Below are 21,235 nucleotides of genomic sequence, written 5' to 3'. Positions count from 1 at the left end.
CCCGCCGGAGCCGGCCCGGGACGCTACTTCTTGGGCAGGCGGAAGCGGCCGAACGTCCTCGCGAGGGTGTCCATCGGTGAGCGGTCCGCCCCGGCCTCCCCGGTCACCGGCGGCCGGGGCGCGCCCTCACCGCCGGTGAAATCGGCGAGGGCCGCCCGCGCCGCCTCGGCCGCCTCCTTGTAGAGGTCGCAGGACTTCGTCATGGCGTCCAGGGCCTCGGCGTACCTGACGACCATCGCCTGCGCGTGGACCAGTTCCTCCTCCGGGGTCAGCAGGTGCCAGCCCTGGCGCAGCCGGGCCAGGGCCCGCTCGGCGTCCTCGGGCAGCGGCCGGGGCAGGGCGGCGAACTCCAGGAGCGTGCGCAGCACCTCGGTGGGCTCGGAGCCGTCGAGGAAGACGGTGCGCACGGTGAACCGCTCGGCCTCGTACTCGGTGCCGCGCACCGCGGCGGGCAGGACGACGGCGCCGCCCCGCGGCATGCGGACGTTCAGCTCCCGCTTCATCTCGAAGTCGGCGGTCTGCGCCTGCTCCGGTGTGGCCCGGTGCTCGACGACGCGGTGCCGCAGGCTCGGCGGCAGGAACGCGGAGAGCGGGCGCATCCCCCGCGCGTCGGGCGTCATCGCCTCGTGCACCACCAGGTGGACGTACCAGCTCCCGCGCACGCAGTCCCGCAGCCGGTGGCGGATTTCGTCGCCCTCCTTGGGCAGGTGGTTGACCTCGCGCAGCCGTACGCCCGGCACGGTGTCGTGGTCCCAGGGGACCTGCTCGCTGTCGGGCCAGAACATGGTGGCGGGCGAGGGCCAGTGCGGGTCCCAGGCACGCTCGGCCTCGGCGGCGAGGACCCAGACGACGCCCTCCCCGTCCTTGCGGCGGTTCTCGGGGTCGTACGTGGTCAGCTGCGCGCGTACGGTGACGTCGTCCGCGACGCGCCAGCGGGCCTCGAAGAGGCGCCGGGCCGAGGGGCCGGGGTCGGCGGCCGCCTCCCGCGGGTGCAGGACGGTGGAGCGGGCCGCCTCGACGGGGTCGAGGTCGAGGAAGTCGTCGAGCACCCCGGCCGCCTTGAGGGCGATGAGGTTGCGGCGGACGTCCTGCTCGGGCTCGTGCCCGGTGTGGCGGCCCCGCGCCAGCCACACGGTGGCGGGGACGAGCGTCTCGGAGCTGCTGTTCTTGGCCATGGAACCGTTCTGTGGAGATACCCGGAGGGACCCGACCAGTATGGTCCCCGCCGGACGGATGCCCACGCGGGACCCGCGCGACACCGGGCGTGCGCGCGTACGCCCCCGGCGCCGCCCCGGGGGATGTCGTTCAGGGGGCCTGCTGGACGTCTCCCCGGGTGGAGGAGGCGACGGGGTCGCCGTGGGCGAAGTCGCCGGGCGGGATGCCCGGGTGGTGGCCGGAGGACGGCTCGGGCGGGGCCTCGGCGGTGGGGCCGAGGGTGAGGCGGGAGACGATGCGGTAGCGGTCGCCGCGGTAGAGGGAGTGCACGTACTCCACGGGCCGGCCCCGTACGTCGGAGGTCAGCCGCTCGAAGAGCAGCGCGGGTGACAGCTCGGGCACGTCGAGCAGTTCGGCCTCGGCGCGGGTGACGACGGTCGGCTCGATGCCCTGCACGGCTTCGCGCACGTGAACGTCGTGGTGGCGGCGCAGGTGGTCGTAGAGGTCGCCGCTCTCCAGTTCCTGCGGGGTGAGGCCGGGCACGAGGTCGGCGCGGATGTGCAGGTGCTCGATCGCCATGGGCGTTCCGTCGACGAGGCGCAGCCGGGCCACGTAGACGATCTTCGCCGCGGGTGAGAGCCGCAGGCGGTGGCCGATGCGGGCGCCGGCCCGGAGGGTGGTGAACTCCAGCAGCCGGCTCGACCAGACACCGTCGGCCTGCGGCACCGTCATCGCCTGTTCCCCGGAGACCAGCTCCTGGGTGATCTTCTCGGGTGCGACGAACATGCCGCGGCCGTGTTCGCGGACGAGAAGTCCGGCGGCGACGAGTTCGTCGACGGCGGCGCGCAGGGTGGGCCGGGACACGCCGAGGCGTGCGCACAGGGTGCGCTCGGAGGGGATCGGGTCGCCGGGGCGCTGGGACTCGATGAGCTGGAGGATGTGGTCGCGCACCAGCTCGCGCTTGAGCACCGGTCCCGGCACACCGCTCTCGGCCTCGGTGTTCACGTCACTCCCCCGCGTTCGTACGACCAGTCGCCTGACCAGTTGACCACGTGCCGCCCGAGATCGACAACTACTCGCTGTTCGTCGAGGGTTGACGGCCGCATTGGTCCATGCCACCTTTCTCCACCAACAGAGGTCACCTGACCAGTTCGCCAACTGGTCAGGTACGACTCCCGGCGCGACTTCCCGAGGTGACCCGTGAAGCACCGTCTGCTCGTCGGCCTGTCGCTCCTCGCGGCCGTAGGAATGAGTGCCTGCAGTTCGTCCGGCTCCGACGGGGCCTCCGGCGAGGGCGGGCGGACCGTCCTCGACGTGTGGCTGATGCGCGACAGCGTCTCGGCCGCGTTCCAGAAGGAGTTCGAGAAGGGCTTCGAGAAGGACCGTCCCGACATCGACGTCCGGGTGCAGATACAGGAGTGGGACGGCATCGGGGAGAAGGTCACCGCGGCGCTGGCCAGCAATGACGCCCCCGATGTCATCGAGACCGGCAACACCCAGGTGGCGCAGTTCGCGCAGAGCGGCGGCCTGCTGGACCTCAGCGACAAGGTCTCCGACCTCCGGGGTGCCTCCTGGCTCAAGGGTCTCGCCGAGCCGGGCGCCTGGCAGGGCAAGCAGTACGGCATCCCGTATTACGCGGCCAACCGCGTCGTCGTCTACCGCAAGGACCTGTTCGCTAAGGCCGGGATCGACGCCTCGGACATCACCACGCGGGAGCGGTGGATCGAGGCCACCAGGAGGCTCGACAAGGGCGGCCGGCAGGGCATCTACCTGCCCGGACAGAACTGGTACACCCTCGCCGGCTTCGTCTGGGACGAGGGCGGCGACCTCGCCGCCGAGTCCGGCGGCACCTGGCACGGCACCCTGGACACGCCCGGGGCGCTGCGCGCGATGGCCTTCTACAAGAAGCTCCAGGCACTCGGCGACGGCCCCAAGGACTCCGACGAGGCGAACCCGCCGCAGGCCGAGGTGATGGCCAAGGAGCAGGTGGCCCAGATCATCAGCACGCCGGGCGGCGCCAACGTCGTGGTCCAGAACAATCCCGCCCTCGAGGGGAAGCTCGGCTTCTTCCCCGTCCCGGGCAAGAGCGAAGGCACCCCGGGGGCGGTCTTCACCGGCGGTTCCGACCTGGTGATCCCGCTGGTCTCGCGGCACCACGACGCCGCCTACGCCTTCGTCAAGGAACTCACCGGCGACGCCTGGCAGAGGAAACTCGCCCTCGCGATGAGCTACGTGCCCAACAGGACGACGCTCGCCCCGGCGGTCGCCGGCGATCCGGGCGCCTCCGCCATGGCCGTCGGCGCGGCCAGGGGCCACGCGACACCGAACACGCCGGGCTGGGCCGCCGTCGAGGCGAAGAACCCGATCAAGGACTACATGACGGCGGTCCTCACCGGCAAGGACCCCGCCGACGAGGCGGCGAAGGCCTCCGCGGCCCTCACCCGGGCCATGAAGTCCGGCACCTGAGCCCGTCCGCGACCGCCGGCGAAAGGAGTGCGTCCATGTCGGTCGTCCGTGAGCGGCCCGCACGCCGCCCCCTCGTGCCCTCGCCCCGCCGTCCGCCCGGCTCCGCCCGCCGCCCCACGATGTCCGGCGTCTGGCCCTACCTGCTGATCGCGCCCGCCGTCCTCGGCATGCTCTATCTGCTCGTCTACCCCCTGGCGCGGGCGGTGCTGATCTCCCTCCAGGACTTCGGCCTGCGCCAGCTCATCCTCGGTGACGCGCACTTCGTCGGATTCGCCAACTACCGCACCCTGCTGGGCGATCCGCGTTTCTGGACGGTCGTGCGCCGCACCTTCCTCTTCATGGCCGTCAACGTGGTGCTCATCATGACGTTGTCGACGCTGGTGGCGCTGATGATCGAGCGCCTGGGCCGCCGCTGGCGGACGGCCGTGCTCAGCGCGCTGGTCCTGGCCTGGGCGATGCCCGTGGTCGCCGCGACGACGGTGTTCCAGTGGCTGTTCCACTCGCGGTTCGGGATCGTCAACCACACTTTGACCGGACTGGGGTTCACCTCGTTCGAGGACTATCCCTGGCTGGCGCACGGGTCCGCGGCCTTCGCGATCCTGGTGGCGCTGGTGGTGTGGCAGTCGGTGCCCTTCGCGGCGATCACCCTCTACTCGGCGCTCACGACCGTGCCCTCCGAGTTGTACGAGGCCGCGCGGCTGGACGGCGCCTCCGCGTTCCGCGTCGTGCGGTCCGTGACCCTGCCGCTCGTGCGGCCCCTGTTCATGCTGGTCCTCTCGCTCGAGGTCATCTGGACGTTCCGGGCCTTCGTGCAGATCTGGGTGATGACCCGCGGCGGCCCCGGCGACGCCACCACCATCCTCCCGGTGTACGCCGTGCAGACGGCGCTCGCCCAGCAGCGCTACGACCTCGGTTCGGCGGCCTCCATGCTCACCGTGCTCCTGATGTCGGGCGTGCTGGTCCTCTACTTCCGGCAGATGTTCCGTCAGGAGGCCGAGCTGTGAGCACGACCGTGAGCGCCCGACGGGCGCTTCGCCGTCTTCCGCTGCACCTGGCCGCGGGCGTGACCGTGCTGGTCTGCCTCTTCCCCGTCTACTGGATGATCAGCACCGCGTTCACCCCCAACCGCGACATCCAGTCCGCACACCCCCGGATCGTCCCCCGCACCTGGACGCTGGACCACTTCCGGCGGGCGGTCGACGCGGACGGCTTCGGCCTGTTCTGGCGCAACAGCCTGCTGGTGACCCTCGGCGCGGTGCTGCTGGCGCTGGCCGTGGCGCTCGGCGCCTCCTTCGCGGTGGCCCGGATGCGCTGGCGGGGCCGGCGGCAGTTCATGCTGGCCGTGTTCCTCGCCCAGATGGCGCCCTGGGAGTCGCTCATCATCCCCGTGTACATCATCTCGCGGGACACCGGCATGCTCGACCGGCTGCCCACGCTGACGCTCGTCTACTTCATGATGACGCTGCCGTTCACCGTCGTCGTCCTGCGCGGCTTCCTCTCGACTATCCCCCCGGAGCTGGAGGAGTCCGCGCGACTCGACGGCTGCACCCGGCTCTCGGCGTTCCGGCACGTGGCCCTCCCGCTGCTCGCGCCCGGGCTGATGGCGACCTCCCTGTTCGGCTACATCACGGCGTGGAACGAGTTCGCCTACGCCAACTTCCTGATCATCAAGCAGCAGGACCACCGCACGCTCCCGGTGTGGCTGTCCTCCTTCCACAACATCTTCGGCACCGACTGGGGCGCCACGATGGCCGCCTCCACCCTGTTCTCGCTGCCCGCCCTGGTGGTGTTCCTGCTGCTGCAGCGGCACGTCACGTCCGGCTTCGCGGCCGGCGCGGTCAAGGGCTGATCCGCCCCCTTCGTCCCCCGGAGGACAGCAGTGTCCGCTCACCGACGCGCACTGATCCCCCAGCCCACCCAACTCGCCCACCGGCCGGGCTTCTTCACCCTGCGCCCGCACACCTCCTTGCGGATCTCGCCCGGCGCCGAGTCCGCGGCCGCCCTGCTGCGGACCCTCCTCGGTCCGCCCTCCGGGCCGGCCTTCCCGGCCTCGCCGGACGGGTCCTTCGTCCTGGCGCTCGACCCGCGGCTCACCGGGCTCGGCGCGGAGGGGTACGGGCTCACCGTCGCCCCGGACGCCGTACTGCTGCGGGCCGGCGAGGTCACCGGACTGCTGCGCGGCATCCAGACCCTGCGGCAACTCCTGCCCGCGGAGGCCCTGTCGGGGCTCCCCGTGCCCGGTGCCGTCCGGCGGCTGCCCTGCGTGGAGATCACCGACGTGCCCCGGCACCCGTGGCGGGGCTTCATGCTCGACGTGGCCCGGCACTTCCAGCCGGTGTCACTGCTGCGCCGCTACGTGGACCTGCTCGCCCTGCACAAACTGAACGTGCTCCAGCTGCACCTCACCGACGACCAGGGCTGGCGGATGCCGGTCGCGGCGTACCCCCGGCTCACCGAGGTGGGCGGACGGCGCGCCCAGTCGATGGTGGGCCCCGCCGGATCCGCCGAGTTCGACGGAGTGCCGCACGAAGGCGCCTACACCCGGGCGGAGTTGACCGGCCTGGTCGCCTACGCGGCCGCGCGCGGGGTGACCGTCGTGCCGGAGATCGAGATGCCGGGGCATTCCCGGGCCGCGATCGCCGCCCATCCGGAACTCGGCGCGGTGCCGGGGCGGCGGGTCGACGTGTGGACCGAGTGGGGCGTGTGCGACACCGTGCTCGGCGTCCACGAGCCGGTGTTCGACTTCTACCGCACCGTCCTCGACGAGGTCCTCGACGTCTTCCCCTCCCCGCACATCCACCTCGGCGGCGACGAGTGCCCGGCGACCGAGTGGGCGGCGAGCCCCGTGGCGCGGGCACGGGCGGCCGCCGAGGGGCTGGCGGACACCGGGGCGCTGCACGGCTGGTTCCTGCGCCGGATGGGCGCGCACCTGCGGGAGCGGGGCCGCACCCCGGTCGCCTGGGCGGACACGGGCGAGGGGCTGCCGCCCGAGTTCACGGTGATGACCTGGCGCGAACCCGAGCACACCCGTATCGCCCTCAAGCGCGGCCACTCGGTGATCAGCGCCCACCACCGTGCCGCCTACCTCGACTACGCCCAGACCGCCTCCCCGGGCGAACCTCCGGCGCAGCCCGGGGCCGTGGTCGACCTGCGTGCCGTCCACGCGCACACCGTGCCGGAGAGCGAGGACACGGCGGGCGAACTCATCGGCGTGCAGGCCGCGTTGTGGACCGAGTTCGTGTCCGACCCGGAGCACCTCGACCGCCTCGCCTTCCCCCGCCTGTGCGCCTTCGCCGACCGGGCCTGGTACGGCGCCGCCTCCTGGCCCCACTTCCACAGCCGCCTCGCGGCGCACTCCGCGCGGCTCGGCGCGCTCGGCGTGCGGCACGGGCCCCTGCACCCCCACCTCCCCACCCCCCACAGTTCCGGAAAGGAACAGTCATGAGAAGGACGACCCCCGTCCGGTCCGTCACCTACGCCCTCGCCGCCGTGCTCGGCGCGGCGGGCCTCCTCGCGCTCCCTCCGGCCGCCGGCGCGGCCACGAGCGCGGTGGCGGTCCAGTACCACACCGGTTCCACGGGTTCCGACCAGGCGGAGCCGTGGCTGAAGGTGCGCAACACCGGGGACACCGCGGTGTCCCTGAGCGCGGTCAAGGTGCGCTACTACTTCAAGGCCGACTCGGCGGGCGCGAGTTACCGCTTCGCCTGCTCCTGGGCGGTCAGGGGCTGTGCCGACGTCACCGGCACCTTCGGCACGCTCGCGCACCCCACCGCGAACGCCGACCGCTATCTGGAGATCGGCTTCACCTCCGGCGCGGGCACGCTCGCCGCGGGCGCGGACTCCGGTGACCTGCAACTGCGGTTCCACCGCTCGGACTGGCAGCCGCTGAACCAGAGCGACGACTACTCCTTCGGCGCGGGTCAGACCTCGTACGCGAACTGGTCCAGGGTCACCGCCCAGCTCGGCGGGGCCACGGTCTGGGGCACGGCCCCCGAGGGCAACGACCCGGGAGGCCCCACGGACCCGGGCGACCCCGGGAATCCGGGCGACCCGGGCGGCCCCGGCTCCGGCACCGCTCTGTTCGACGACTTCGCCTACACGGCGTACAACGACCCGAAGATCTCCGCCCACGGGTGGAGCGTGCGCTCCAACGCGGGCGGCCCCGGCATACCGGGGGCGACCTGGGCGCCGCAGAACGTGACGTTCTCCTCCTCCGGCGGCAACTCGGTGATGAATCTGGAGACCTCCACGGCCGGGTCCGGGGCGAACACCGAGCAGACCGAGATCCTCACCAAGTCCCTGAAATTCAGGAACGGCACCTACGCGGCACGGGTGCGGTTCAGCGACGCCCCGAGGAGCGGACCGGACGGGGACCACCTCGTGCAGACGTTCTTCACCATCAACGACCTCAAGGCGCCCATGGCCGACGACTACTCGGAGTACGACTTCGAGTACCTGCCCAACGGCGGGTGGGGCGAGTCCTCGAACATCCTGTACACGACGTCCTGGGAGACCTACAACCCGGACCCGTGGCAGGCGGTCAACCAGCACACGGAGGGCCGGCGGAGCTACGACGGCTGGCACGACCTGGTCCTCACCCTCGACGACAGCACCATCCGGTACTACGTCGACGGGCAGCTGTTCGGCACGCACGACGCGCAGTACCTGCCGGAGCGGCCCATGTCGATCAACTTCAACCAGTGGCTGATCGACTTCGGCGGGCAGTCGAGCACCAGCCCGCGGGTGTACGACGAGAAGATCGACTACGTCCTGCACGTGAAGGACCAGGTGCTGACGCCGGTGCAGGTCGCGGCCAAGGTGTCGGCCTACCGCGCGGCGGGCACGACCTTCGAGGACACGGTGCCTGGGGCGTGAGCAGCGGGACCGGCCCCGGAGCCGGCGCGGGTGCGCGGATTCCGGGGCCGGTCGCCCTTCCTACCGGGCGCCGGCCCGGTAGGGCCGTGTTCCCCCGTGCTCGCCGGTCGTCGGGGCCGTCTCCGCCCGGGCGCGGGCGGCGGCGCCCACCGGTACGGCGTCGGCGCCGAGCCCGGCTCTCACCAGGTGGATCGGGTGACCGCTGACGGGGGGCTCCTCGGCGAGGTGCTCCCGTATCGCCGGTTCCAGCAGGTGCCAGGCCCGGCTGACGCCGCCGCCGATCACCACCGTGGTGAGGTCCAGGAGACCGGCGGCCATGACGATCGCCCGGCCGAGCCCGGCACCGGCCGCGCGGAAGACCGCGCGGGCGTCCTCGTCGCCCCGGTCGGCCGCCTCCGCGACCTCGTGCGCCGTGCGCGTACGGCCGGTGCGGTCGGCGTACCGGGCGGCGAGAGAGCGGCCGGACGCCAGGGTCTCCAGGTGGCCGCGGCCCCCGCAGGTGCAGGGCAGGTCGCCGAAGCCGGGGATGTGCCCGATCTCGCCGGCGGCGCCGTGCGGTCCGGCGAAGAGCCGTCCACCGGTCCACAGGGCGCCGCCGACGCCCGTGCCGAGCGTGATGCCGAGGACGTCGGGGGCGTCCCGGACCGCGCCGGAGGACACCTCGCCGCGCAGGAAGGCGTTCACGTCGTTGTCGAGGTGGGCCGGAACGCCGAGGGCGTCCGCCACCGCGGCGGTGACCGGGAAGCCCGCCCAGCCGTGGAAGGAGTCGCTGGCCACCAGGATGCGGCCCTCGACGGGGTCCACCAGCCCGGCGGCGCCGACGCCCACGCCGGCCAGCCGGCCGGGAGTGCTCACCAGCAGGGGTGCCAGCGCGCCGAGCGCGGCGTCGATCATCGCCCGGCCGCCGAGCGTGGCGGGGGTGCCGGTCTCGGCCCGGTCCAGGACCGTGAGGGTGTCGTCGCAGAGGACGGCCTGGGTCGTGGTGCCGCCGATGTCCACACCGGCGTACAGGGTGCGCTCGCTCACGCCCCGCCCTCCGTACGTCCGGCCGCGAGCGCGGCCAGCCGTTCGGTTCTGCGGGCCCGCTGGACCACCGGGTCGGGGACCGGGGCGGCGGCCAGCAGCCGCCGGGTGTAGTCGGTCTCCGGGTGGAGCAGGGTCTCGCCGGTGGGGCCCTGCTCCTCGATCCGTCCGCCGCGCAGGACGGCGACCCGGCGGGCGAAGTGCTGGACCACGGCGAGGTCGTGGGAGACGAACAGGCAGGCGAAGCCGAGTTCGTCCTGGAGTTCGGTGATGACCTCGAGGACGGACTCCTGCACGCTCACGTCGAGCGCGCTGGTGGGCTCGTCGGCGACCAGCAGCCGGGGTTCGAGCACCAGGGCGCGGGCCAGGCTGACCCGCTGGCGCTGTCCTCCGGACAGTTCGCCCGGGGCGCGGCGGGCGAGTGCGCGGGGCAGCCGGACCCGTTCGAGGACGTCCTCGACGAGGCCCCGCCGGTCCCGCGCGGACAGTTCGCGGCGGTGCACGCGCAAGGGTTCGGCCACGCACTCGCCGACGGTCATCCGCGCGTCGAGCGAGGCGACCGGGTCCTGCAGCACCACGCCGATCCCGGCCCGCAGCCTGCGCCGGGCGCGGGCCCGGCTGTGCGCGAGGTCGGTGCCGAACAGGGAGACGGTGCCGGCGTTCGGGGTGATCAGCCCGAGGGCCACCCGGGCGGCGGTCGACTTGCCGGAGCCGGACTCGCCGACCAGGCCCAGGGTCTCGCCGGGCCGGACGAGGAAGGACACCCCGTCCAGCGCGCGCACGGCCCGCCGGCCCCGTCCGAAGACGACGGACACGTCGTCGAGCGCCAGCACGGGCGTACCCTCCTGTGCCGCCGGGGTCCGCCCCTTCTCGCGGGGCGGCTCAGTGGTCCGCGTTCCCGGGACGGGCTTCGTGAGCGCGTTCGCGGCGGCTCCGTCGTCCGGGAGCGCGACCTCCAGGCGCGGTACGGCGGCCAGGAGCCTTCGGGTGTAGTCGTGGGTGGGGCGGAGCAGGACGTCCTCGACGGTGCCGCTCTCCACGAGGCGGCCCTGGTACATGACGGCGACCCGGTCGGCGAAGTCGGCCACGACGCCCATGTTGTGGGTGACGAGGAGGACGCCGGTGCCGGTCTCGGCGGCGAGCCGGCGGAGCAGGTCGAGGATCTCCGCCTGCACGGTGACGTCGAGCGCGGTGGTGGGTTCGTCGGCGATGAGCAGGGCGGGGTCGTTGGCGATGGCCATGGCGATGACGACGCGCTGACGCTGGCCGCCGGAGAGCTGGAAGGGGTAGGCGGCGGCGCGCCGTTCGGGCTCGGGTATGCCGACCCGCCGCAGCAGGTCGACGGCGCGCGCGGCGGCCTCCCGGGCGGAGACGTCGTGGTGGTTGCGGATCACCTCGGTGATCTGTTTCCCGATGCGGGTGAGCGGGTCGAGGGCGGTGGCCGGTTCCTGGAACACCATGGAGACGGTGCGGCCGCGCAGCCGGGCGAGCCCCGCCTCGTCCGCGCCGACGATGTCGGTGCCGGCGACGGCGGCCCGGCCGGTGACGCGGGCGTTGCCCGGCAGCAGTCCCATCGCGGCGAGCGCGACGGTGGACTTGCCCGAGCCGGACTCGCCGACCAGGGCGAGGGTCTCGCCGGGCCGTACCTCCAGGGACACTCCCCGCACGGCGGGAACCTGCGCGGACTCGGTGGTGAAGACGACGCCCAGGTCGTCGAGTGCGAGTATCGGCTCGGCCGGCCTCGCGGTGTCCTTGCGGTGGGCGGTCATCCTCGTCCCCTCACGTCGAATGCGTCGCGGAGCCCGTCCCCGATCGCGTTGAACGCCCACACCACCAGGATGATGGCCAGGCCCGGCGGCAGGATGAGCCACCAGTAGCCGGAGTAGGCGGCGTTGAGCCCGGCCGAGAGCATCCCGCCCCAGTCGGTGGCCGGTGGCTGGACGCCGAGGCCGAGGTAGGAGACGTAGGCGACGAGGAGGATGGCGTCGGCGATCTGGAAGGTGGTGGCGACGACGAGGGTGGAGACGGAGTTGGGCAGGATGTGCCGCAGGATGGCGCGGGCGTGGGTGCCGCCGATGGCGCGCAGGGTGAGGACGTAGTCGCGGTTCTTCAGGCTGAGGGTCTCGGCCCGGATGAGCCGGGAGGGCACGAGCCAGGACACCAGGCCGAGGATGAGGATCATCCCGGCCAGGCCCGGTGTGGTGATGGCGGAGACCACGAGCAGGATGAACAGGGCGGGGATGGCGATGCCGGCGTCCACGACGCGCATCATCACCGCGTCGATCCATCCGCCCGCGTATCCGGCGGTGGCGCCCCACAGGGTGCCGATGACGGTGGCGAGGACGCCCGCGGCGAGGCCGACCACGAGCGAGACCTTGCCGCCGTACATGAGCCGGCCCAGTTCGTCGTGGCCGACGGCGTCGGTGCCGAGCCAGTGGTCCCCGCGCGGGGAGAGGTTGACCTGCTGGAGCGCGGTGTGGGTCTGGTCCGTGGAGTACACCAGGGGACCGGCGAAGCAGAAGAGGACGAAGAAGGCGACGACGCACAGCCCGGCGACGGCGAGCCGGTTGCGCAGGAAGCGCCGGACGGCGAGCCGCACGCCGGAGGCGGCCTCGCGGGGGGTGTCGTCGGTGCCGGGCATCTCGGCCGGCTGGATGAGGGCGCTCATGCCCTGCCTGCCTTCACTCGGGGGTCGATGACGCGCTGCACGATGTCGGCGAGCAGGGTGCCGACCACGGTGGCCAGGGCGATGACCAGGACGCAGCCGAGCAGGACCGGGTAGTCGGAGGCCTGCGCGGCGGACCAGAACAGCAGCCCCATGCCGGGGTAGTTGAAGAGCTGCTCCACCACGAGGGCGCCGCCGAAGAGGACCGGCACGTAGTAGCCGAGCATGGCGACCACGGGGGTGAGGGAGTTGCGGAAGACGTGCTTGCGGAGGATGGCGCGGGAGCGGGCTCCGCCGGCCCGCGCCGTCCTGACGTAGTCCTCGGAGAGGTTCTCCAGGGTGGCGGCGCGCATGTAGCGGCTGAACACCGCGACCATGGAGGCGGCGCCGGCGACCACCGGCAGTACCAGTGCGCGCGGCTCGGAGAACACGTCGGCGAGGGAGTCGCCCTGGGGTGCCTGGGAGGGGAACCAGGGAAGTACCTGGCTGAACACCAGGACGAGGATGAGTCCGAGGAAGTAGACGGGCGTCGAGTAGGCGATGAAGCTCAGCGTGGTGATGACGTAGTCCACCGGGCGGTTGCGGCGCACGGCCTGCCACATGCCGAGCGGGATCGCGAGGAGCAGCCCGATGAGGGCCGACAGGACGGTGAGGACGAGGGTCTTGGGCAGCCGTTCCTCGATGAGCCGGGAGACCGGCGCGTTGAGGGTGTACGAGGTGCCGAGGTCACCGTGGAGCAACTGGTTGAGGTAGTAGAGGTACTGCACGGGCAGGGGCTTGTCGAGCCCCTGCTCGTGGTTGAAGCGGGCGATCTGCTGGGCGGTCGCCTGGGGGCCGAGGATCCCGCGGGCGGGGCCTCCGGGCAGGGCGTGCAGGAGGCCGAAGACGACGATCGTCACGATGACGACGACCGCGAGGGCCTGGAGGACGCGTCTGATCAGGAACGAGGGTGTGCTCATGTGTCTTCCGGTCGCTTCGGCTCAGGGGTGCGCGGGCTCACCGGCCGGGCTCGGTCGCCGGGCGGCCGGGCTCACTTGCCGGTCCACTGCCACATGGCGGGGTGGAAGTTGGCGAGGGAGTCCTGGGCGAAGCCGCCCAGTCCCTTCTTGACCACGGAGACCTGGTAGTCGGGTTCCGGGAGCCAGATCACCGGCAGGTCCTTGGCCAGCGCGGCGCTGTACTCCTGTACCGCCTCGGTGGAGTCGGAGGTGGTGGTGCGGGAGATCAGCTTGTCCACGGCCGGGTTGGAGTAGCTGCCGAAGTTGGAGCCGCCGCCGGTCTGGAAGAGGGAGTCGCCGCTGGGGTACGCCGGGAAGTACCAGCTTCCCGCGGTGCCGAAGAAGGAGAGCTGCCACTTGCAGTTGGAGTCCCCGGGCTTGCACTGACCGGACTGCGAGAGCACGGAGTTGACCGGGGCGGTCTTGATGTCGAACTTGATGCCGGTCTTCGCGAAGGAGGACTGCAGGGCGCTCATCATGTTGTCGGTGACGGCCGAGCCGGACTGGGAGAGCACCTGCATGCGGAACTTCGTGCCCTTGGCGACGCCCTCGCCGCACTGGTCGTCCCCGCTGCCCGCGTCGGTGCACACCATGGTGCCGCCCTGCTCGGTCCAGCCGTGGGAGGTCAGGAGCTTCCTGGCCTCGGCGGTGTCGAAGGGGTAGGGGTTGTTCTTCTGCACCGGGGAGACGAAGTCGGAGGTCTGGCCCTGCGGAATGGGGCCGTAGGTGGGCACCGCGGTGCCGTTGAAGATGACCTTGGACAGGCTCTTCTGGTCGACCGACCTCTGGATCGCCTGGCGGGCGTAGAGCTGCTTGAAGACGGCGCCCATGGAGGGGTTGTTGAAGTTGTAGGGCATGTAGGTGATCGCCCAGCCCGCCCACGGCTCGACGCGGTAGCCGCGCGAGGTGAAGGACGCCTTCTGGCCGAGGTCGGTGGCGTTGATGTAGCCGTAGTCGACCGTGCCGGCGCGCAGCGCGTTGGCCTCGGCGTCGGTGGTGGTGAACGGCAGCAGGTTCACGTCTTTGATATGGGCCTTGCCGCCGCCGTCGTACTTGGCGTTGGCGGTGAGCTGGACCTTGCCGGCGGTGGAGAAGGACTTGAGGGTGTACGGGCCGCTGACCGTCTTCCAGAGCGGGTCGCTCGCGTAGCCGGAGATGTTCTTGGCGGCCTTGTTGAGGTAGGTCCACACCTTCTTGGCGCCGGCGGCGGTGCGGTCCTGGTCGGAGACGGTGCCGGAGTCGCTCGTCTTGTCCCAGACGTGCTGCGGCATCGTGCGGATCATGCTCAGCTCGTTGGCGAGCATCCACTGCCGGTTGTACGCCTTGTCGAAGGTGAGGGTGAAGTGGGTGTCGTCGACGGTCTTGAAGGAGGTCCAGTTGTCCGGCGCCTTGCCCGGGCTGTAGCTTGCCCAGTCGGCCTTGTTGGCCTTGACCAGGTTGAACCAGAACTCCACGTCGCGCGAGGTGATCGGCTTGCCGTCGCTCCAGTGACGGTTGCCGAGCGTGAGGGTGACGCTCTTGTTGTCCTTGGCGAAGTCCGCGGCAGTGGCCAGGGAGTTGTCCTTGTTCCAGCCGACCTCGCCGGTGGAGCCGTCGTAGGCGATGAGCGGCTCCCACAGGGCCTGGGATATGGAGGCGTTGTTCGTGTTGAGGTGCGCGGCCGTGCCGATCGGGAGGATCCAGTTCGGCGTGAAGTTGGCCGGGAGCGCGTAGTTGATGCTGTCCGACGAGTGTCCGCCGGAGGACGAGTCGCCGCCCCCGGAACAGCCGGTCAGCAGTGCACCGGAGAGGACGGCGGCACCCGCGACCAGGGCCCAGCGGCGGCCGGAAGCCGTGCGAGCAGGGAACATGACTCTCCTCGAAGTGGAAGGACCCGTGAGAGACCCCGGCGAGTGCCGGGGCGGGCGCCGCGGGAACCGGCGCTGCCTGCACGACAGTCAACGTCCCACACGTCTGCCGAACAAACAAGGATCGGTAAAAATTAAGTTACTGCGGACTCGCAGCAAGCCGCATGAGCTCTCGTCAGCTCGCGAGATCGCCGCATTTGCCCTGTTTGAAGCCTCTTTCGGCTCTCGTTTTGCCGTCCGGGAGACGGTTCCCGTCCGCGTCGCGCGGGCGTACTGTCTTCGTCACCACCACCGCTGCGGAAGTTACTTCGTACATGACTGAAATAAGTGCGCGGAACCGCCGGCCCGTGAAGGGGAAGTCCGAGAAGGGGAATGCCGGGAGGGAGAACCCCGGAAGGGGGGCGTCCGTGAGAGGAACCTCCCCGCTCGCCGCCCGGGTCCTGGAACTCGTGGCCTCGGGCCAGGCCTCCTCACGCGCGGAACTCGCCGCCCTGCTCGGCGCGGCCCCCTCGACGATCTCCCTCACCGTGGGGCAGTTGGTGGAGCGCGGGCTGATCGCGGAGGAGGGCACCCACTCGTCCACCGGCGGGCGTCCGCGCAAGGTGCTGCGGCTGGGCGGGACCGACCAGTTCGCCGTCGCCGCCGACCTCGGTGGCCGGCACGCGCGGATCGGCGCGGTGCTGCCCGGCGGGCGCCTGGAGCGGGTCACCACCGTTCCCTTCGTCATCGACGACGGCCCCGAGGAGGCACTGCCGCGGCTCGCGGACACACTTCAGGCGCTGGCGGAGGAACAGGGGCGCGACCGGCTGGTCGGCGTCGGGCTCTCCCTGCCGGGGCCCGTCGACGTGGACCGCGGGGCCGTCGTCCTGCCCTCCCGGATGCCGGGCTGGAACCGCTTCCCCGTCGCCGACTGGCTGCGCGAGCGCTTCGCCGTCGCCACCGCCGTGGACAACGACGCCAACTGCATGGCGATGGGTGAGCACACCGTGCGGCCCGCCGAGCACCGGCAGTCGATCATGGTGAAGATCGGCTCGGCGATCGGGGCCGGCGTCATCGTGGACGGCCATCTCTACCGGGGCGCCAACGGCGCCGCGGGCGACATCACCCACATCCGCATCGACGGCGCCGCCGACATCCCCTGCTCCTGCGGCAAGACCGGCTGTCTGGAGACGGTGGCCTCGGGGGCCGCGCTGGTGCGCATCCTGCGCGAGCGCGGCGCCGACGTGGCCAGCCCCGAGGACGTGGTGCGGCTCGCCGCCGACGCCGATCCCGAGGCGAGCCGGGCGGTGCGCCGAGCCGGGGAGCATCTCGGGCAGGTCCTCGCCGCCAACGTGAACTTCTTCAACCCGGACGCCGTCTACCTCGGCGGCATCCTCTCCACCCTGGAACCCTTCGTCGCCGCCGTCCGCAGCCGGCTCTACGAGAGCTGTCACCCCCTGGTCACCGAGCACCTCACCATCGAACGCGCCCGCCTCGGCGCCGACGCCGGTGTCGTCGGCGCCGGGCAGTTCGCGCTGCAGCGCGCGATGGCCGACGCCCTGCGCGGCCTCGGCGCCGGCGGGTCCGGTGCCGGACGGCCGGACCCTCACGCACCCCGCACTCCCTGACGCCTCCGCGTCCGCACCCCGTACGGAGAACCATGCCGCAGTCCCCCGCCGACCCCGTCTCCCCCACCCGTCCCGACCCCGTCTCCCCCACCCGTCCCGACCCCGTCTCCCCCAACCGCCCCGCCGCCCGTCCGGTCCTCGCCGTCGCCGGACTCGGCATCGAGTCGTCCACCTTCTCCCCGGCCCGCACCGGGGCCGCCGCCTTCCATCCCGCGCGCGGCGCCGAGGTGTTCGACCGCTACCCCTTCCTCGCCCCCGGCGAGGAACTGCGTGAGGCGGCCGACTGGCACGGGGCGCTGGTGGGCAAGTCGCTGCCCGGCGGCACGGTCACCGCCGCCGCCTGGACCGCGCTCACCGACGAGCTCGTCGAGCGCCTCGCCGCGCTCCCCCCGCTCGACGGCCTCTGGTACGACATCCACGGCGCGATGACCGTCGAGGGCGTGGACGACGCCGAGGCCGTCCTGCTGGAGCGCATCCGCGCCACCGTGGGACCCGACGTGCTGGTCTCCACCTCGATGGACCTGCACGGCAACGTCTCGCGCGAGCTCGCCCACCGCAGCGACCTGATCACGTGTTACCGGATGGCCCCGCACGAGGACCACATGGAGACCAAGGAGCGCGCCGTGCGCAACCTGGTCGACCTGCTCGCCTCCGGCGGCCCCCGCCCGGTGAAGGCCTGGGTGCCGGTGCCGGTGCTGCTGGCCGGGGAACAGACCTCGACCCGGATCGAGCCCGCGCGGAGCGTGTACGCGGCGGTCGAGGAGGTCGAGGCGGCGGACGGCGTCATCGACGCGGCCATATGGGTCGGCTACGCCTGGGCCGACGAGCCCCGCAACCGCGCGGCCGTGGTCGTCACCGGAACCGACCGGGAGGCGGTGGCGGCGGGCGCCGAACGCCTCGCGCGCGGCTTCTGGAAGGCCCGTCACGACTTCGCCTTCGTCGCCCCGACCGGCACCTTCGACGACATCCTCGACGAGGCCCTCGTCTCGCCCGACCGGCCGTACTTCGTCAGCGACACCGGCGACAACCCCACCGCGGGCGGCGCGGGCGACGTCACCTGGGGCCTGACCCGGCTGCTGGAACGGCCGGAGTTCCGCGAGGAGGACGGTCCGACCGTCCTGTACGCCTCGGTGCCGGGCCCCGCCGCCGTGGACACCGCGGTCGCCGCGGGGGTGGGCGCCACGGTGACCGTCACCGCCGGCGCGGAGGTGGACGACCGGCACGCCGGGCCCGTCACCCTCACCGGCGTGGTGCACGCGATCCGGCACGGCGACCGGGACGCCGGGACGGAGGTCGTGATCCGGGTGGGCAGCGTGTACGCGATCCTCACCCGGCTGCGCAAGCCGTACCACCACGAGCACGACTTCACCGATCTGGACCTCGACCCCCGCTCCGCCGACATCGTCGTCGTGAAGATCGGTTATCTGGAGCCGGAGCTGTTCGACATGGCGGTGGGCTGGAAGATGGCGCTCACCCCGGGCGGCGTCGACCAGGACCTGCTGCGGCTCGGCCACCACCGGGTGCGGCGCCCCCTGTTCCCCTTCGACCTCGACATGGCCGACCCGGACCTGAGGGCGCGCGTCCTCCCCGCCTCCGATCTGCCGCTGACCGGGGAGGACGAGTGACCGGCCGGAACGCGGGTGCCGCGCTGGAGATAGCCGTCACCTCCCCGGCCGGCGCGCGGGCCGCCCTCGCGCACGGTGCCGACCGGGTCGAGCTGTGCGGGGCACTCGAACTGGGCGGCCTCACCCCCTCGGCGGCCTCGGTGGAGGCGGCGGCCGCCGTCGGACCGCCGGTGCAGGCCCTGGTGCGGTGCCGTCCCGGCGACTTCGTGTACGAGGCCGAGGAGATCGCCCTCATGGCCGCCGAGGTCCGCTCCGTCCTCGCCTCCGGTGCGGCCGGGGTGGTCGTGGGGGCCCTCACCGCCGAGGGTGTCCTGGACCGCGACGCGGTGGCCCGGCTCGCGGAGGCCGCCCACGAGGCGGGGCGCGACCGGGGACGGGACGTGGAGGTCACCCTGCACCGCGCGGTCGACCAGTCCGCCGATCCGGTCGCCACCGCCGCGCTGCTCCGCCCCCTCGGCATCACCCGCGTCCTGAGTTCCGGCGGCGCGGCCACCGCGGCGGCGGGCCTGGCGACGCTGGCCGAGATGGCCGCCGCGGCCCCCGGTCTCGAGGTCATGGCGGGCGGTGGTGTGCGCCTCGGCGACATCCCGGCGCTGCTCGGCGCGGGTGTCGCGGCCGTCCACCTCTCGGCCAAGACCCGGGCCGAGCCGCGCCGCGCGGGCACCTGGACACCACTTGGCGCCGCGGGAACCTCCCCCGACGAGGACACCCACTTCGTCACCGACCCGGCCCTCGTGGCGGCGGCCCGGCGCGCGGTGGACGCGGCGCCGGGCCCGCTCGCCAGCCGGGCCCGCTGACGGACGAGGTCAGGCCCGGGGGCCTTCGCGCAGCACGACGAAGTCCCCGCGCACGGTGCCGCCGTCCGGCGTCCGCCAGATCCCGGCGACGCGACCCGCCTCGTCCTGGCCCTGCCCGGCGGGCCCGGCCGGGGCGGGCCGCAGTACCCGGCGCACCCGCAGCTGCGTGCCGTGCGAGGTGGTCAGCACGGTCTCCTCCCCTTCGTCGCCGGTGACCGTGAAGTCCGCGGGAAGGGGCCCGTCACCGGTGCGGGTGACGTGGACGTCCGGGTCCGGGGTGTCGCTGACGGACTGGTGCTGTGCCCGCGTCCTCCCCTCGAACAGGGCCGTCAACTCGGCCACGAGCAGCGGGTCCTGGCAGCCGTCGTAGATCCAGCGCCGCCCGAGCACCCCGTGTTCCGCCGTGGTGAGGAGCGCGTGCTCCGCCCCGTCCAGGGGCGCGCCGCGGTAGGTGAGCGGTACCAGGTAGGTGACCGGGTGCGGCCCGGCGGTGTCGGTCACCGCCATGAACTCGATCCCCACCTCGCCCTCGGGGTCGTCCAGCCGGAAGCCGCCCGCCCTGGCCAGTTCGGGCCCGCCCGCGCCGCCCCGGTACCACGGGCGGGAGGGCAGCCAGGCGGTGAGCAGCTCCAGCTTGCCGGGGGTGAGGGTGGTGCGGTGGATGACGGACATGTCCAGGGGTGCCTTTCGGTCGGACGGCCGGGCGCGGTGGGCCGCGACCGGTGCGGGAGGGGTCTCCCGGTGGTCGGGGGTGCCCAGCAGGGCGAGGAAGGCGGCCGCCGCGGGTGAGGGCGGGAAGCGGCTGTGGACGAGGCGTTCGACGCGGACCGGGCCGTCGATGAGCGCCACCCGGCGCACCCCGTGCAGTTCGGCGGTGAACGCCTCGGGCAGCAGAGCGACGCCGAGGCCGTACCGGACCATGCGGACCATCAGCTCGACGCCGGACACCTCGAAGGCGACCTCGCGCCGCAGGCCGGCCGCCGCGAAGGCCCGGTCGGACTGGGCACGGGCGGCGCTGCCCTCGGCGAAGTCGACGAAGACCTCCTCGGCCAGGCGCCGCAGGTCCACCTCGTCCTCCCCGGCCAGCGGATGCTCCGGGGCGACCACGGCGACGTGCCGGCCCCGGCACAGTTCGCGGCTGTGGACACCGTGCGCGGGGAAGCCGGGCGGGACGCCGAGGAAGGCCGCGTCGAGGGTGCCCTCGCGCACCTGCTCGACCATCCGCTCGCTGGAACCCGTCCGCAGGCGGATCCGCACGTGCGGATGGCGCAGGCGGTACTCCCGCAGCACCGCCGGGAGGTCGACGGCCGCGACGGTCGGGATCGAGCCGAGGGTCAGCGTGCCGCGTATCTCTCCGGTGACCGCCGCCACCTCCGCGCGGGCCCGCCCGGCCGCCTCCAGGGCCTGCCGGGCGGCGGGCAGGAACGCCTCGCCCGCGGCGGTCAGCCGCACCCGGCGGCTGGTCCGGTCGAACAGCCGGGCGCCCAGTTCCCGCTCCAGCCGGGCCACTTGGTGGCTGAGCGCGGACTGCACGACGTGGCACCGCTCGGCGGCCCGGGTGAAGCCCCCGGTCTCCGCGACCGCGAGGACGTAGCGCATCTGCTGGAGGTCCATGCGAGCGATCGTGGATCACGATGGAAGGGATGACAAGCATGTATTGGACCGATGGACGGCCGCGCGGCCATGCTGAACAGGGCGGCGCGCCCGCGTCGTTCCCGCACCGCGGGCCCGCCGTCATCCCTCGGGCACCCCGCCTCTCACCTGGGAGCCTTCCATGCGTGTGATCGCCTTCGACCACCTCGTCCTGAACGTCGCCGACATCGAGCGCGCGCTCGCCTTCTACACGGGTTCGCTGGGGCTCGCCCCCGTCCGGGTGGAGGAGTGGCGGGCCGGCCGGGCGCCGTTCCCCTCCGTGCGGGTCGCCCCGGACACGATCATCGATCTCGTCGAGGCCCCCGCCGGCCGGCCCGAGGGGTCCAATGTCGACCACCTCTGCCTGGTCGTCGAGCCCCTGGACTGGCAGGAGGTCGTCGACTCCGGGGTCTTCACCGTCCTGGACGGCCCCGGCGAACGCTTCGGCGCCCGGGGCACCGCCCAGTCCCTCTACGTCCGGGACCCGGACGGCAACACGGTGGAGCTGCGCTGGTATCCGCAGGACGCCTGAGCGGGGCGCCGCT

Annotated in this window: 17 protein-coding genes and 1 pseudogene; 9 read left to right on the top strand and 9 right to left on the bottom strand. The window is 72.7% G+C overall.

Features of this window, described 5'->3' with window-relative positions:
* Window positions 1–23 precede the first annotated feature (23 nt).
* Window positions 24–1,175 (bottom strand): hypothetical protein, encoded by a 1,152-nt coding sequence (locus tag OHB09_RS32150; RefSeq protein WP_006140240.1) that lies wholly within the window; start codon window positions 1,173–1,175, stop codon window positions 24–26.
* Window positions 1,176–1,305: 130 nt separating this feature from the next.
* On the bottom strand, window positions 1,306–2,160 hold the full coding sequence (locus tag OHB09_RS32145) for a GntR family transcriptional regulator (RefSeq protein ID WP_328922949.1): 855 nt from the start codon (window positions 2,158–2,160) through the stop codon (window positions 1,306–1,308).
* 195 nt (window positions 2,161–2,355) lie between these two features.
* On the opposite strand from OHB09_RS32145, the gene OHB09_RS32140 reads away from it, so the two are divergent.
* From OHB09_RS32140 to OHB09_RS32120, 5 genes are read left to right on the top strand one after another with little or no spacing between them, the layout of a single operon-like run.
* A complete protein-coding gene (locus tag OHB09_RS32140; protein WP_328922948.1) occupies window positions 2,356–3,621 on the top strand; it encodes an extracellular solute-binding protein in 1,266 nt (421 codons plus the stop codon).
* 35 nt (window positions 3,622–3,656) lie between these two features.
* Window positions 3,657–4,625, top strand: coding sequence for a carbohydrate ABC transporter permease (locus OHB09_RS32135; protein WP_328922947.1), 969 nt, complete (start codon window positions 3,657–3,659; stop codon window positions 4,623–4,625).
* Complete coding sequence (locus OHB09_RS32130; protein ID WP_006140236.1) at window positions 4,622–5,470, top strand: carbohydrate ABC transporter permease; 849 nt, start codon at window positions 4,622–4,624, stop codon at window positions 5,468–5,470. Before OHB09_RS32135 ends, OHB09_RS32130 begins: the two co-directional genes overlap by 4 nt.
* A gap of 30 nt (window positions 5,471–5,500) precedes the next feature.
* Window positions 5,501–7,066, top strand: a complete 1,566-nt coding sequence (locus OHB09_RS32125) for a beta-N-acetylhexosaminidase (RefSeq protein ID WP_328922946.1) — start codon at window positions 5,501–5,503, stop codon at window positions 7,064–7,066.
* Complete coding sequence (locus OHB09_RS32120) at window positions 7,063–8,496, top strand: cellulose binding domain-containing protein (protein WP_328922945.1); 1,434 nt, start codon at window positions 7,063–7,065, stop codon at window positions 8,494–8,496. Before OHB09_RS32125 ends, OHB09_RS32120 begins: the two co-directional genes overlap by 4 nt.
* Window positions 8,497–8,556: 60 nt before the next feature.
* Here OHB09_RS32120 and OHB09_RS32115 read toward each other — a convergent pair whose 3' ends face one another.
* The 5 genes from OHB09_RS32115 to OHB09_RS32095 form a co-directional block, all read right to left on the bottom strand.
* On the bottom strand, window positions 8,557–9,522 hold the full coding sequence (locus OHB09_RS32115; protein WP_309486419.1) for an ROK family protein: 966 nt from the start codon (window positions 9,520–9,522) through the stop codon (window positions 8,557–8,559).
* Window positions 9,519–11,288, bottom strand: a complete 1,770-nt coding sequence (locus OHB09_RS32110) for a dipeptide ABC transporter ATP-binding protein (RefSeq protein ID WP_191853751.1) — start codon at window positions 11,286–11,288, stop codon at window positions 9,519–9,521. Before OHB09_RS32110 ends, OHB09_RS32115 begins: the two co-directional genes overlap by 4 nt.
* On the bottom strand, window positions 11,285–12,187 hold the full coding sequence (locus OHB09_RS32105; protein ID WP_191891295.1) for an ABC transporter permease: 903 nt from the start codon (window positions 12,185–12,187) through the stop codon (window positions 11,285–11,287). Before OHB09_RS32105 ends, OHB09_RS32110 begins: the two co-directional genes overlap by 4 nt.
* Complete coding sequence (locus tag OHB09_RS32100) at window positions 12,184–13,143, bottom strand: ABC transporter permease (RefSeq protein WP_328922944.1); 960 nt, start codon at window positions 13,141–13,143, stop codon at window positions 12,184–12,186. The genes OHB09_RS32105 and OHB09_RS32100 overlap by 4 nt, the downstream gene beginning before the upstream one ends.
* A 71-nt stretch (window positions 13,144–13,214) precedes the next feature.
* A complete protein-coding gene (locus OHB09_RS32095) occupies window positions 13,215–15,032 on the bottom strand; it encodes a peptide ABC transporter substrate-binding protein (protein WP_006140229.1) in 1,818 nt (605 codons plus the stop codon).
* Window positions 15,033–15,436: 404 nt separating this feature from the next.
* On the opposite strand from OHB09_RS32095, the gene OHB09_RS32090 reads away from it, so the two are divergent.
* From OHB09_RS32090 to OHB09_RS32080, 3 genes are read left to right on the top strand one after another with little or no spacing between them, the layout of a single operon-like run.
* On the top strand, window positions 15,437–16,636 hold the full coding sequence (locus OHB09_RS32090) for an ROK family protein (RefSeq protein ID WP_006140228.1): 1,200 nt from the start codon (window positions 15,437–15,439) through the stop codon (window positions 16,634–16,636).
* 32 nt (window positions 16,637–16,668) lie between these two features.
* Window positions 16,669–18,261, top strand: coding sequence for a M81 family metallopeptidase (locus OHB09_RS32085; RefSeq protein ID WP_328922943.1), 1,593 nt, complete (start codon window positions 16,669–16,671; stop codon window positions 18,259–18,261).
* The gene (locus OHB09_RS32080; RefSeq protein WP_191853747.1) at window positions 18,258–19,058 is read left to right on the top strand and encodes a copper homeostasis protein CutC; all 801 of its coding nucleotides are present in this window, start codon (window positions 18,258–18,260) and stop codon (window positions 19,056–19,058) included. Before OHB09_RS32085 ends, OHB09_RS32080 begins: the two co-directional genes overlap by 4 nt.
* A 9-nt stretch (window positions 19,059–19,067) precedes the next feature.
* Here the strand turns inward: OHB09_RS32080 and OHB09_RS32075 are convergent, their stop codons facing one another.
* The gene (locus tag OHB09_RS32075) at window positions 19,068–19,730 is read right to left on the bottom strand and encodes a maltokinase N-terminal cap-like domain-containing protein (RefSeq protein WP_328923079.1); all 663 of its coding nucleotides are present in this window, start codon (window positions 19,728–19,730) and stop codon (window positions 19,068–19,070) included.
* A 60-nt stretch (window positions 19,731–19,790) separates the two neighbouring features.
* Window positions 19,791–20,672, bottom strand: a pseudogene (locus tag OHB09_RS32070) (LysR family transcriptional regulator); the annotation flags it as partial.
* A gap of 160 nt (window positions 20,673–20,832) precedes the next feature.
* Between OHB09_RS32070 and OHB09_RS32065 the strand changes: the two are divergent.
* Window positions 20,833–21,222, top strand: coding sequence for a VOC family protein (locus tag OHB09_RS32065; protein WP_234525871.1), 390 nt, complete (start codon window positions 20,833–20,835; stop codon window positions 21,220–21,222).
* Window positions 21,223–21,235: the final 13 nt, after the last annotated feature.

This window comes from Streptomyces griseoaurantiacus (assembly GCF_036189845.1).
GTDB classification, from domain to species: Bacteria; Actinomycetota; Actinomycetes; order Streptomycetales; family Streptomycetaceae; genus Streptomyces; species Streptomyces griseoaurantiacus.
The sequence above is the reverse complement of the archived record's forward strand: the minus strand, read 5'-3'. Positions and strand labels throughout refer to the sequence as shown.